15 protein-coding genes are annotated in these 12,714 nt (G+C 63.8%); 11 read left to right on the top strand and 4 right to left on the bottom strand.

The genetic code is table 11. The features are described from left to right. Positions 1–9 precede the first annotated feature (9 nt). Positions 10–1,377 (bottom strand): dihydrolipoyl dehydrogenase family protein, encoded by a 1,368-nt coding sequence (locus ACO07D_RS09755; protein WP_421702744.1) that lies wholly within the window; start codon positions 1,375–1,377, stop codon positions 10–12. A 1-nt stretch (position 1,378) separates the two neighbouring features. After that, entirely contained in the window at positions 1,379–2,113 is a 735-nt protein-coding gene (locus ACO07D_RS09750; RefSeq protein ID WP_421702743.1) for a TVP38/TMEM64 family protein, read from the bottom strand. 240 nt (positions 2,114–2,353) lie between these two features. Here ACO07D_RS09750 and rpmH point away from each other — a divergent pair, with 240 nt between their 5' ends. The 5 genes from rpmH (at position 2,354) to ACO07D_RS09725 (ending at position 4,325) form a co-directional block, all read left to right on the top strand. Beyond that, positions 2,354–2,488 carry a 50S ribosomal protein L34 gene (gene rpmH / locus ACO07D_RS09745; protein ID WP_048599009.1) on the top strand — a complete coding sequence of 45 codons (135 nt, stop codon included), beginning with the start codon at positions 2,354–2,356 and terminating at the stop codon, positions 2,486–2,488. Between the two features lie 313 nt (positions 2,489–2,801). Continuing rightward, the gene (gene rnpA, locus ACO07D_RS09740) at positions 2,802–3,152 is read left to right on the top strand and encodes a ribonuclease P protein component (RefSeq protein ID WP_421702742.1); all 351 of its coding nucleotides are present in this window, start codon (positions 2,802–2,804) and stop codon (positions 3,150–3,152) included. Next, complete coding sequence (yidD, locus tag ACO07D_RS09735) at positions 3,149–3,406, top strand: membrane protein insertion efficiency factor YidD (protein ID WP_421702741.1); 258 nt, start codon at positions 3,149–3,151, stop codon at positions 3,404–3,406. The genes rnpA and yidD overlap by 4 nt, the downstream gene beginning before the upstream one ends. A gap of 354 nt (positions 3,407–3,760) precedes the next feature. After that, positions 3,761–3,988, top strand: a complete 228-nt coding sequence (locus tag ACO07D_RS09730; RefSeq protein ID WP_421702740.1) for a hypothetical protein — start codon at positions 3,761–3,763, stop codon at positions 3,986–3,988. A gap of 112 nt (positions 3,989–4,100) precedes the next feature. Next, positions 4,101–4,325: a hypothetical protein gene (locus ACO07D_RS09725; protein WP_421702739.1), complete on the top strand. Its 225-nt coding sequence runs from the start codon at positions 4,101–4,103 to the stop codon at positions 4,323–4,325. A gap of 33 nt (positions 4,326–4,358) precedes the next feature. Here the strand turns inward: ACO07D_RS09725 and ACO07D_RS09720 are convergent, their stop codons facing one another. After that, positions 4,359–4,868 (bottom strand): plastocyanin/azurin family copper-binding protein, encoded by a 510-nt coding sequence (locus ACO07D_RS09720; protein ID WP_421702738.1) that lies wholly within the window; start codon positions 4,866–4,868, stop codon positions 4,359–4,361. A gap of 163 nt (positions 4,869–5,031) precedes the next feature. Between ACO07D_RS09720 and ttcA the strand changes: the two genes are divergently transcribed. The 5 genes from ttcA (at position 5,032) to yihA (ending at position 10,833) form a co-directional block, all read left to right on the top strand. Beyond that, a complete protein-coding gene (gene ttcA / locus ACO07D_RS09715) occupies positions 5,032–5,895 on the top strand; it encodes a tRNA 2-thiocytidine(32) synthetase TtcA (protein WP_421702737.1) in 864 nt (287 codons plus the stop codon). A gap of 100 nt (positions 5,896–5,995) precedes the next feature. Continuing rightward, complete coding sequence (locus tag ACO07D_RS09710) at positions 5,996–7,522, top strand: putative bifunctional diguanylate cyclase/phosphodiesterase (protein ID WP_421702736.1); 1,527 nt, start codon at positions 5,996–5,998, stop codon at positions 7,520–7,522. A gap of 118 nt (positions 7,523–7,640) precedes the next feature. Then, a complete protein-coding gene (yidC, locus tag ACO07D_RS09705; RefSeq protein ID WP_421702735.1) occupies positions 7,641–9,434 on the top strand; it encodes a membrane protein insertase YidC in 1,794 nt (597 codons plus the stop codon). Beyond that, positions 9,431–10,186: an MOSC domain-containing protein gene (locus ACO07D_RS09700; RefSeq protein ID WP_421702734.1), complete on the top strand. Its 756-nt coding sequence runs from the start codon at positions 9,431–9,433 to the stop codon at positions 10,184–10,186. Before yidC ends, ACO07D_RS09700 begins: the two co-directional genes overlap by 4 nt. Then, on the top strand, positions 10,183–10,833 hold the full coding sequence (gene yihA / locus ACO07D_RS09695) for a ribosome biogenesis GTP-binding protein YihA/YsxC (protein WP_421702733.1): 651 nt from the start codon (positions 10,183–10,185) through the stop codon (positions 10,831–10,833). Before ACO07D_RS09700 ends, yihA begins: the two co-directional genes overlap by 4 nt. 136 nt (positions 10,834–10,969) lie before the next feature. Here the strand turns inward: yihA and ACO07D_RS09690 are convergent, their stop codons facing one another. Then, the gene (locus ACO07D_RS09690) at positions 10,970–11,704 is read right to left on the bottom strand and encodes an SDR family NAD(P)-dependent oxidoreductase (protein WP_421702732.1); all 735 of its coding nucleotides are present in this window, start codon (positions 11,702–11,704) and stop codon (positions 10,970–10,972) included. 108 nt (positions 11,705–11,812) lie between these two features. Here ACO07D_RS09690 and argB point away from each other — a divergent pair, with 108 nt between their 5' ends. Next, complete coding sequence (gene argB, locus ACO07D_RS09685; protein WP_421702731.1) at positions 11,813–12,673, top strand: acetylglutamate kinase; 861 nt, start codon at positions 11,813–11,815, stop codon at positions 12,671–12,673. Positions 12,674–12,714: the final 41 nt, after the last annotated feature.

Genomic DNA, 12,714 nt, shown 5'->3' with positions numbered 1-12,714 from the left:
GTCGCACCTTCAGGGGATCAATCGTTGCACAAGTCCCACAATGCGCTTCACCTTGGGATTGTCAAACAGGCGGGGGGTGAAATAGGCCCCCGCCACGCGTTTGTTGATCTCGCCCATCGTGGGATAGGGCGCGACCATGGCGGCCACATGGGACATTTTTAGCCCGTTGGCGATGACCATGGCCCAGAAGTTGATGAGCTCCCCCGCGCCGGGTCCGACGATGGAGACACCGACCGGCTTGCCCTTCACCACCATCGCCTTGACCGTGCCTTGGGTCTGACCGGTGGCAATCGCGCGGTCATTGCCGGAGAAATCGAACCGCACGACCTCCAGCCGGGCGCCATGGGCCTTGCGTGCTTCTGCCTCGGTCAACCCGACCTGCGCCAGTTCGGGCGAGGTATAGGTGGCCCAGGGGATGTGGTGCGTCTTGGCCTTCGACGGCAGGCCAAACAGCATCGAGCGAATAATGATCCCGGCATGATAGCCCGCCACATGGGTGAACTGCAGCCCGCCCGCCACGTCGCCGATCGCATAGACCTTGCGATTCGTCGTGCGCAGGCTTGCATCCACCTTCAGCCCGGTACGGGTAGGTTCGATCCCGGCGGCCTCGATGTTCAGCTTGTCGGTGTTGGCCTGCCGCCCCACGGCGACCAGCAGATGCGAACCCTTGAAGATGCGCCCGTCCTGCGCCTCGACCTCAATGGCGCCTGCCTGGCCACGAACCTCCTTGGCCATCGCACCCTCTTCAATGGCGACGCCCTGGCCGCGCAGACTGTCCAGCACCACACCCGCCAGCTCCGGGTCATCCTTGCCCAGCGCCTTTAGCCCCTCGATCACTGTGACCTCGCAACCCAGCGCGCGATGCGCCTCGGCCATTTCCAGCCCGATGGGGCCGCCGCCGATGATCAGCAGGTGCTTGGGCGCGTCTTCCAGGTCGAAGATCGTTTCGTTGGTCTCGTAAGGCACCCCCTCCAGTCCCGGGATCGGTGGCACGAAGGGGCGCGAGCCGGTCGAGATCACGAAGCGTCGGGCCTGGATCACGTGATCGCCTGCCTGCACTTCCGTGGGGCTGATGAACTGGCCAAACTCGCGAATGACCCGCACGCCCAGCCCTTCGAAACGCTCCTGGCTGTCATGGGGTTCGATCGTGGCAATCGTGGCCCGCACATGTTCATGCGCCGCCTGCCACTCCATCCCCGCGCGCCCGGCATGCAGCAGCGCCTTTGACGGCACGCAGCCGAAGTTCAGGCAGTCGCCGCCCATCTTGTGTCCTTCCAGAAGGACAACCGAGGCCCCCATCTGCACCGCGCCCGCGGCCACGGACAAACCTCCGGCCCCTGCGCCAATGACGCAGACATCCACCTTGATGCGCTCCATATCACGCGCCTTTCTTGAAGAGTTTCAGGACCATGGGCAGGGCGGACAGGGCCGCCAGGCCGAGGATCGGGAAGAGCACATGCGGCTCGAAGATAATGCCCAGATCGGGCGCCTCGCCACGGGCAAAGACCTCGCCCAGCCCGGCACCGACCGAAGTATAGACCAGCCCGCCCGGAATGATGCCCAGGAAGGTCGAGATGGCGAAGCGATAGAGCGGCACGCCGACGAAGGCGGGGATCAGGTTGGCGATGAAGAAGGGCACGGCGGGCACCAGGCGGATCATGAACAGGACGGACCACTGGTTCTGGTCAATCCCATCCTTGATGCGTTTCACCGCGCCGTCGGAATGCTCCATGCGGGCCGCCAGTCGGTCGCCCAGCCCCCAGCGCGCGGCCAGAAAGATGGCAATCGCACCGAGGGTGGCGGCGGTGACATTGAACAACACACCCGGAAAGGTCGCGAACAGGAAGCCGCCGGTCAGGGTCGCGATGGTGGCCCCGGGCAGCGAGAAGGCGACGATCACCACATAGGCGGCCACGAAGACCAGCACCGTCAGCAGGTAGTTGGCATCACGAAACGCCAGCAAAACCTCGCGATTCGCCGCCAGCGTTTCAAAGCTGAGGTAGTCGCGCAGGGTAAAGGCGCCGATCAGGGCGACGGCCAGGATGGTGATCAGCGGCAGGCGCTTCAGCATCGGATGCGCCTCGGCGCCGGTGGGTGTGGTCATGTCGGTCATGGGCTTTCTCGTCTGCGGTTGCAGCCAACATGACGGCTTCATTGCATCTTTCCCACCCACCTCACGTCCGCTTGATCCCCGGTGAGGATATGCTACGAAAGGAGCCCCATTCTGTAACAAAAGCCGCGATTTTCTTTCACGGGGCGTTTGACTTGGACCGAATTGCCGCCTATAGACCGGGCTTCGAATGACACACGCCCCGAATCCACCGGGATTTTGGGCCTTGGACGGAGACGGGCGATGAAACGCACCTACCAACCCTCGAACCTGGTTCGCAAACGCCGCCACGGCTTCCGCTCGCGCATGGCCACCAAGGCCGGCCGCAAGATCCTGAACGCGCGCCGCGCTCGTGGTCGCAAGTCGCTGAGCGCGTAAGCGCCACGATGGTACTCTACGCGAAACCGCCGGAGGTCGCCTTGACCTCCGGCGGTTTCCGTGTGTCTTGGGCACAGTATTTGCCAAAAGCGTTGGTTCGGCACGGCGAAGCCGGGCCACGCCCTCGTCGACCCGTCAGGCGATTGCGGGACGCAATCTGCCGGGAGGGGGGCCTCCCCACGGGAGGGCGTTTTGCTCCGTCTCGACGCGAACTAACGTCGGCTTTTGTTGCACCGCCGTGTACCATAAACCTGTTTCGAAAGCCCTCCCAGGGGAGGGCGCGGCCCTCCGTGCTTGAAGGGGACCATCGCGCATGACCACCACCCGCATTGAGACACTGACCAAACGCCCGGATTTCCTGGCCTGTGCCCGCGCGACCAAGGCTCCGGCCCCGGCATTCCTGCTGCAAGCGCGCAACCGGCGGGATGATGACGACCTGACCCGCATCGGCTTTACCTGTTCGAAAAAGGTCGGAAACGCGGTCGCCCGCAACCGCGCCAAGCGGCGGTTGCGCGAGATTGCGCGTGCCATTCTGCCCGCGCATGGCCAACCCGGCTGGGACTATGTGCTGATCGGCCGCGCTGGCGCCACGGCGACCCGTGACTATATTGAATTGGAAGCGGACCTGGTCCGCGCCCTCAAAAAGGTCCACGGCCCGAAATGACCCCGCTTGCCCATATCGCCGCCCTGCCCGTGCGCGCCTATCGGCTGCTGTTTTCTCCCTGGGTCGGCCATGGATGCCGCTACCAACCCACCTGTAGCGCCTATGCGCTGGAAGCGTTGGAGAAACACGGCGCGATCAAGGGCAGCTGGCTGGCGATCCGCCGGATCGGGCGCTGCCACCCGGTGGGCGGGTCGGGCTATGACCCGGTGCCGGACAAACCCGGCGACGATCACAAACCCTGCGATCACCCCTGAGCCCTACGCGCTCCGTGGCCGCTCGGCCACAGTTCGCGCCGAAGTTGTTCCGCCCTGTTGGCGATAACATCCCGCGCGCCTATACGCGCCCCTGCTCAACAAACAGACAAGGGAGGGCGATCATGACCATTTATGCGACCGTTTCGCTCATCCGTGTTGAGCACATGGGGTATGGCCTCACCGGCAAGTGGCTCCGTCCAGGCGCTGCCTGCTAAGACGCCCCGCCCCGCGCCCGCCAGGGCCTCCTGACATCGCGATACCATGGCTGCTCCACACCCGGAGTCCCACCGCCGCGATGTCCCTACCAAACCTCAACCCCTAGGGACCGGCGTGTCATCACGCCCGGACTGTACCATGACCAATCTGGACCCCCGTGTGGCGCATCTGCGTCCGCACCTGTTGATCGAAGAACTGCTGATCCGCCACGGCGCCTGGAGCGTGCTGCGCGCGCTGGCGACCGCGATGTTGCGGGGTCGGCGCCGCAAGCGGCTGGAGGCCGCTGACCTGTCCAACCACCTGCGCCACGACGTCGGACTGCCGCCAAGCCACCCTCCGCCCGCGTTGCGGGATCTGCATTTCTGAGACAGGGGCGCCGGTCAAGATCCGGCGCCAACTCCCTGACGAAAAATATCCTTGACCTAAAGTTCACTTGAGGTCCGAGGATGCCTGTCGACTCGAGAATTGGAGACACGACATGACCGACCTAACAACTACCCTGCCCGCCGGATTGCAGCTGCGCGAGGCCATCCTGGCGCTGATCCAGCGCCATGGCCGCTGGCGGGTGATGCGTTCCGCGCTCTTTGCCCGCCCGCGACCACGCGCGGATGGGCCCGGCGTTCTGAGTGATCACTTGCGGCGCGACATCGGCCTGCCCGAACACGGCCCGGTCGCCCCCTCACTGCGCCATCTGGTGCCGTGAGCACCCCGGCCCGGGGCCCGCGCGTCCCGGGCCTTACCGCCCGTCCAGGTATTCCTGGAACAGCCGCCGAAACGCCGCCTTTTCCTTGGCACCCGCCCGCATCGCCTCAATCTGCTCGGAAATGTCGGTGACCCCACCGCCATCTCCCACCACGACCAGCAGCGTCATGCCGTAAAGCCCGTGGCGCGCGCAGCGAAACCCATAGACGCCGGGCGTCTCAAAGGCGACCTCGGTGCGTGGGGTATTGGAGATCTTCACCGGCTCGCGATCCTCGGGCCAGAGCTGCGGCACCGAGTGCACCGTGTGTTCTCCGGTGCTGTTCAGCACCACCATCTTGTCGCCCGGTTCCAGCCGCAACACCGAGGGCTGGAAGCTGAACATGCCCGTGGCCGCGGTCGCGCCCGGGTCGGTGATCTGGTCGACCATATGTTCGCCATGGCCGCCGCCGTGGCTCACATCGTGCTGCATGTCCACCACCACATCTTCGGCCCAGGCGGCAGGGGCCAGCATTACAGCGGCCAGCGCCGCAATCACAGTCTTCATCGCACCATCTCCATTTTGCCAGACCCTGCGCCGTTCTGCCCCTTCGGTCAATCCGACAAGTCAAGTCAGGTATTTTCCGCGCAGCGACCCATTGCCGCGCCCCGCCCGCACCGACCCGCGTCTCCCCCTTGCCTGCAAGGCGCAAATCCCCTATTGCGCGCTCATGCTGGACGACCTTGATGATATCCACCCGCTGTTTCACGGCGCCCCCTCGACCACCGAGTTCAAGAAGCTGCGCAAGCGCATCGTGCGCCAGGTGCGCGAGGCTGTGGACCAATACGGCATGGTCGACCGGACCAAGACGAGCGGCAAGCCCGACAAATGGCTGGTCTGCCTGTCTGGCGGCAAGGACAGCTACACAATGCTGGCGGTGCTCTATGAGCTGAAATGGCGCGGGTTGCTGCCGGTCGACCTGCTCGCCTGCAACCTCGACCAGGGCCAGCCGAACTTCCCGGCCACCGTGCTGCCCGAGTTCCTGGAAAAGATGCAAGTGCCGAACCGGATCGAGTACGAGGACACGTTTTCCATCGTCATGGACAAGGTGCCCCAGGGGCGCACCTATTGTTCGCTCTGCTCGCGGCTGAGACGCGGCAACCTCTACCGAATCGCGCGCGAGGAAGGTTGCAGCGCCGTTGTGCTGGGCCACCACCGCGACGACATCCTCGAAACCTTCTTCATGAACCTCTTTCACGGCGGCCGTCTGGCGACCATGCCACCGAAACTGATCAACGAGGAAGGCGATCTGTTCGTCTATCGCCCCCTTGCCCATGTGGCCGAGGCCGATTGCGAGAAGTTCGCGACCCAGATGAACTACCCAATCATTCCCTGCGATCTCTGTGGCTCGCAGGACGGGTTGCAACGCCAGCAGGTGAAGGCGATTCTCGATGGGTGGGAGGCCAATTCCCCCGGTCGTCGCCAGGTCATGTTCCGTGCCCTGATGAATGCGCGTCCCAGCCACTTGCTGGATGAAAAACTGTTCGACTTCATGGGCTTGACCCGACCAAACGCCGCGGAAACCGACAATTAAAACCGTTTTGTCCGGGCCGATTAAGACTCTGTTTCCTCTCTGTTCCTAAGGTTGTGCGTGAACTGGGCGCTCGTGCCCGCTGATCGGAAGGAACAGGCGCATGGCTGCCACCAACGCCGGCCCGAAGGGGACCCAGCTGAAAGAACTTCTGCGTATGGCGCTTGTGGGGCCGCAGCTTGCGGCCTTCATTCCCGCGCTGACGCTCGGGGCTTATTGGTATGGTGGTGAAGGGTTGCTGTTGGTCCTGGCGCTGCTCCTGCCCGCGCTGCTGGCGCTCTCCAGTATCCTGTCGCGCCACAATGCGCAGGCGGATGCCCATGCGGATCCGGTGACCGGATTGCCCGGGCAGTCGGCCATCACCGGAATTGTGCAGGGGGAAGGGCATTTTGCCTGCCTGGTGGTGGAGCTGGACGATCTCTCGGCCATCCGTGCCCAATACGGTCAATCCGTGGCCGAAACCGTGATGCAACGCTGCGCCGACCGGCTGCGCACGGCGATGCGCGACACCGATGTGGTCGCCTCGCTCGACAACGGCTGTTTCGGCATCATGATCGAAAAGAAACGTCGGGTAGACCTGGAGGTGATGATCCAGCTCTCCGGTCGCCTTCAGGCCTGCCTCGGCGACCCGATCGCGGTGGATGGCACCCGCGTGCTGACCACCGCCTCGATCGGGTTCTCCCTACCCGCCCGGGTCGAGGATCCGACCCCCGCCGGCATGCTCGCCGCCGCCGAGGCTGCACTGGCGGAGGCCCGCAAGGCCGGGCCCAGTTCGATCCGCGCCTATGCCATCGGCATGCGGGGGCCCGTGCTGCTCGAAAGCGATGATCATGACGAGCTTGCCGAGGCGCTGGAAACCGGCCAGATCGTACCCTGGTTCCAGCCGCAGATCTCGACCGACACTGGCGAACTGACCGGGTTCGAGGCTCTGGCGCGCTGGGAACATCCCGAGAAGGGCCATGTCGCCCCGGGCAACTTCCTGCCGCAAGTCACCCGTGCCGGGCTGATGGACCGATTGGGTGAGGTCATGCTGTTCCGCTCTCTGACCGCGCTTTGCGAATGGGACAAGGCCGGGCTGAACGTGCCCGGCGTCGCGGTGAACTTCTCGGCCGAAGAGCTGCGCAATCCGAAACTCTTCGAAAAGGTCCGGTGGGAGCTGGACCGTTTCGACGTCGACCCCAAGCGGCTGACCGTTGAGGTTCTAGAAAACGTGGTCGCGCAATCGGACGATGACATCACCACGCGCAACATCGCCTCGCTGGCCAAGTTGGGTTGCCCGATCGACCTGGACGATTTCGGCACCGGCCATGCCTCCATCGCCAACATCCGCCGTTTCGACGTGAACCGGATCAAGATTGACCGCAGCTTCGTGACCCATGTGGACAATGACCGCGACCAGCAGAACATGGTCGCCGCGATCCTGACCATGGCGGAACGGCTGAACCTGGAAACCTTGGCAGAAGGCGTCGAATCGCATGGCGAACACGCGATGCTGGCCCAACTCGGCTGCGGCCACGTGCAGGGCTATTCCATCGCCCGCCCGATGCCGCTGGACCAGACCTTTGCCTGGATTGGCGAGCACCAGCTGAAACTGACCAAGACCACGATCCTGCCGCGCCGGGCCGGATAGGCGCAAACAGCGGCCAAACCCCGCGTGACGGGGGCGTTTTGCCCTAAAATCGCTTGACCTTTGGCCGCCTGCCCTGTTGAACCTCTCTGACCTGAACAGACGAGGGCATGGGCGCGACATGGACGACCAGAACAAGAACCTGATCCTGGCAATGGTACTGAGCCTCCTGGTGATTGGCACCTGGACGCTGCTGTTTCCGCCCGAGCCTGTGGCACCGCCCACTGAACCGGTGACCGCCCAGACCGAGGGCTCAATCGTACCGCCCGCTGCCGACGCAGAAACCAGCGCGCCGGATACTCAGGACTTGGCTGAGGCCGAGGAAGTTGGCCGGGTCGAGATCGACACCCCCGCCCTGTCCGGCACCATCTCTCTGCTGGGTGGGCGCTTCGACGATTTGTCCCTGAAGGGCTACCGCGAGGATCTGGCGGAGGATTCGCCCATCGTCACCCTGCTGCGCGCCCAGGGTCAGGCCCATGCCTATTACGCACTTTACGGCTGGGTGCCTGGTGGCCAAACCGTGTCCGAGGACGTCCCCGGCCAGAACACGATCTGGACCGTCGAACAGGGCGAAACCCTGAGCCCCGACAGCCCGGTGACCTTGAAATGGGACAATGGCAACGGCATGATTTTCCGCCGTACCGTCTCGGTGGATGACAAGTTCCTCTTTACCATTACCCAATCCGTCGAAAACACCGGCGACGCCCCCCAGCGCATGGCCCCTTACGGCGTACTCGCCCGCCACGGCGAACCCGCTGACATGAAGGGATTTTTCATCCTTCACGAGGGCATCATCCGCCAGGGCGATACCGAGCTGGAAGAGATGGATTACGACGACGCCGCCGATCTGACCTATGATGATCGCGAAGGCGCGCGCGCGGATATCCTGACTGTCGAGGAAAACGGCTGGATCGGCTTTACCGATCACTACTGGATGACCACGCTGATCCCGGCCCCGGGCCAGCAGTTCAATGCGGCCGTGCGCTACTCGGAAACACGCGATCAGTACCAGACCCAAATTCGCCTGCCCACGATTGATCTGGCCGCGGGTGATAGCGCCGAGGTGACCACTCAACTCTTCGCCGGTGCGAAGGAATGGGAAGCCATCCGCACCTATCAGAACGAAGGCGGCATCCACCGCTTCCTCGACTCGATCGACTGGGGGTGGTTCTTCTTCCTGACCAAGCCGATCTTCGCCGTGCTGCACTGGTTGAACGGGCTCATCGGCAACATGGGCTGGGCCATCATCGGCCTCACGCTGATTATAAAGGCGCTGCTGCTGCCGCTGGCGTGGAAATCCTATGTCTCGATGGCGAAAATGCGCGAGCTGCAGCCGGAGATGGAGAAGATCAAGGAAAAGGCTGGTGAGGACAAGGCCAAGCTCCAGCAGGAGATGATGGCGCTCTACAAACAGGAAAAGGTCAACCCGGCCTCGGGCTGTCTGCCGATCCTCTTGCAGATCCCGATTTTCTTCAGCCTTTACAAGGTGATCTTCGTCACGCTCGAGCTGCGACACGCACCCTGGGTGGGCTGGATTCGCGACCTCAGCGCGCCGGACCCGAGCTCGATCCTGAACTTCTTCGGCCTCCTGCCCTGGGGCGTACCGGAACTGGGCGTGCTGGGCTTCATCAGCCTGGGCATCCTGCCGATCCTGCTGGGCGTTTCGATGTGGCTGCAACAGAAGCTGAACCCGTCTCCCACCGACGCAACCCAGGCAATGATCTTTGCCTGGATGCCCTGGGTGTTCATGTTCATGCTGGGCACCTTCGCCAGTGGCCTTGTCGTTTACTGGATCGCGAACAATACGATCACCTTCATCCAGCAGTATACGATCATGCGCAGCCACGGCCACAAGCCTGACGTTTTTGGCAATATTCTCAAGAGCTTCAAGCGCAAGCCGAAGGGCACGGAATGACCGCGCGCGTCGCGGAAATCTGGCGACACCCGATCAAGTCGCACGGGCGGGAGAGCCTTGCCCGTGTGACCCTGCGCGAAGGGCGCACGATGCCCTGGGACCGCCGCTGGGCGGTGGCCCATGACGCGGCGAAGGCGGATGGCAGCGAATGGGCGCCCTGCCAGAACTTTTCGCGCGGGGCAAAGGCGCCGCGGTTGCAGGCGATCAGCGCCCGCAGCATCCCGGCAGAGGGCACCGTGACCCTGACCCATCCGGAGCGGGACGAGATCACGATCAACCCGGACGACGCGGCGGATCAGGCCCGGTTCATCGACTGGGTCAAACCAATCAGCCCCACCGACCGCGCCCTGCCGGACCGTATCCTTCGGGTCGAAGATCGGGGCATGACGGATACGGATTATCCTTCAATTTCAATCCTTAACGCCGCATCGCATGCCCAAGTGGCAGATCGGATCGGCCGCGAAATCTCGATCAATCGCTGGCGCGGCAACCTGGTTCTGGAGGGGCTGGAGCCCTGGGCCGAACGGGGCTGGATCGGCCAACGGATCAAACTGGGCGGAGCGGTTCTGGAGGTGCGCGAAGAGATCGTGCGCTGCCTGGCGACGACTGCCTCGACCCGGACCGGGGAGCGGGACGCGGATACATTGAACGCGCTGATGACCGGTTGGGGGCACAAGCAGTTTGGCGTCTACGCCGAGGTGGTGCAGAGTGGCGAGGTTCAGAAGGGCGACCCGCTGGAGATTCTGTCATGATGTTGCCGTTTCCCGAAGCCGAAACACCAGATGATGTGTCCCGCGAGGCGGGGCGCAAGCTGTTTGCCGCGCCGGTGGAGTTCCTGAAAGGCGTCGTCGCAATGGACGGGCTGCCCGCGCCGGACCGGGTAGAGATCTGTTTTGCCGGCCGCTCGAACGTCGGAAAATCTAGCCTTATCAACGCCTTGACCAACCGCAACCGATTGGCCCGCGCGTCGAACACGCCGGGCCGAACGCAAGAAGTCAACTTCTTCACCACCACCGGCGGACCCTATCTGGTCGACCTGCCGGGCTACGGTTTCGCCAACGCCCCGGTGGCCGTGGTCGAGAAATGGCAGCGCCTGCTGAAAGCCTATCTGTCGGGCCGACAGAACCTGCGCCGGGCCTTCGTGCTGGTGGATTCTCGTCATGGAATCAAGGCGGTAGACGAAGAGATCATGACCCTGCTGGACAAGGCCGCGGTCACCTTCCAGGTGGTCATGACGAAGACCGACAAGGTCAAGGAGAAGGACCGCGCCAAGGTCCTGACCCAGGTGCGCGAGAAACTGTCGAAACATCCGGCGGCCTATCCGGAACTGGTGCTGACAAGCTCGGAAAAGGGCCAGGGGATCGAAACCCTGCGCGCGATCATCGCCGGGCTGGATTGAGCGAAACTTTAAAGAGTTTAACGGCTCAGACGGCCGGGTTTTAAACTCTTTAAAGCCCCACAGGACCGGACTTTAAAGTTTGTCGCCGTTTTCCGCGCCGGAAAACGGACCGGAATTTTCGAAAAATCCGACCCGCTCACACGTGCTGCGCGCCGTTCACCTCGATCTCGGCGCCCGAGATGTAGGACGACTGATCCGAGCAGAGGAAGTAGATCGCGTCGGCGACTTCTTCGGGCTGACCGAGGCGTTGCATCGGCAGCTTCTCGACGATCTTCTCGGTGCCCGGGGAGAGGATCGAGGTTTCGACCTCGCCCGGCGCGATGGCGTTCACGCGCACCCCCAATGGGCCGAAGTCATGGGCCATCTCGCGGGTCAAGGCGGCCAGCGCGGCCTTCGACGTGGCATAGGCGGCGCCTGCAAACGGGTGCACGCGGGAACCCGCGATGGAGGTGACGTTGACAACCGAGCCCTTGGCCGCCGCCAGCTCCTCCTGCAGGCCACGGGCCAGCACGACGGAGGCGAAGAAGTTCACGTGAAAGACCTTGCCCCAATCCATCAGGCTGGTGTCCAGCGTGGACAAGCGTTCGCCATTCGGCCCCTTGGGCGAGACGCCCGCGTTGTTCACGAGCGCATCCAAGCGGCCATCCAGCTTCTCTTGAATCAGCCCGACCGCGTTGATCGTATCGGCGGGATCGGACAGGTCCAGCTGAACGTGATCGGCGCGGCCACCGCCCCAGGGACATTCCTCGGGAAAGGGTTGGCGCGAACAGGTGATCACGCGCCAACCTTCGCGGTTGAACTTGCGCACGGTGGCGTGGCCGATGCCGCGGCTCGCACCGGTCAGAAGCAGGGTCTTGCGGTCGTCACTCATGTCACACCTCCGTTTCCCGCGACCCTAACAGCCCGGCGGGTGAGCGCAATCACCCTTGGCACCCTGCGCCCAACCGCGTAACACGGGTGGAACGAGGACTTACGGACCATGAAGACGCAAAAGATGAACCGCGATTGGATCGCCACCGCCCGCACTCTGAGCCAGGCCCTGCCCTACCTGCAACGCTATGCGGGCGCGACAGTCGTCATCAAGTTTGGCGGCAACGCCATGGGCGATGACGAGGAAATGGCGAGCTTTGCCCGCGACATCGTCTTGATGCGCCATGTCGGCGTGAACCCGGTGGTGGTGCATGGCGGCGGGCCGATGATCAACGCGATGCTGGGCAAGCTGGGCGTGGAAAGCGAATGGGTGAACGGCAAGCGCGTCACCGATGAGGCCACGGTCGAGGTGGTCGAGATGGTCCTGTCCGGCCGCGTCAACAAGCGCATCGTGCAAGCGATCAACGCCGAGGGCGGCAAGGCCGTGGGCCTGTCGGGCAAGGATGCAAACCTGATTACCTGCGACCAGACCAACCCGGATCTGGGCTTTGTCGGCACGCCCGCCGAGGTCGACGTGTCGATCCTGCGCGACCTGGCCGCGGCGGAGACCATCCCGGTGATCGCCCCCCTGGGCGCGGGCCGCAATGGCGAGACCTATAATATCAACGGCGACACCGCCGCGGGGGCGATTGCCTCGGCGCTGAAGGCGGATCGCCTGCTGCTCTTGACTGATATCGAGGGCGTAAAGGGCGCGGATGGCGAGGTTCTGACCGAGCTGTCAGCCGCCCATATCCGCGAGCTGACCGCCGAGGGCGTGATCGCCGGCGGCATGATCCCAAAGACCGAAACCGCGCTTGCGGCGGTCGAAGGCGGCGTGCGCGCGGTGGTCATCCTGGACGGGCGCGCGCCCAATGCCTGCCTGTTGGAGCTCTATACCGACCACGGTGCGGGGTCGATGATCCGCGCCTGAATGTCGCGCAGGGACATTGCGCCGCTCAAGCCGTGGCGCAT

The sequence above is a fragment of the Aliiroseovarius sp. genome, from assembly GCF_965228805.1.
In the GTDB taxonomy this organism is placed as follows: Bacteria; Pseudomonadota; Alphaproteobacteria; order Rhodobacterales; family Rhodobacteraceae; genus JASBTN01.
Note: the sequence above shows the minus strand (reverse complement) of the source record. Positions and strands in the feature narration are given on the sequence as shown.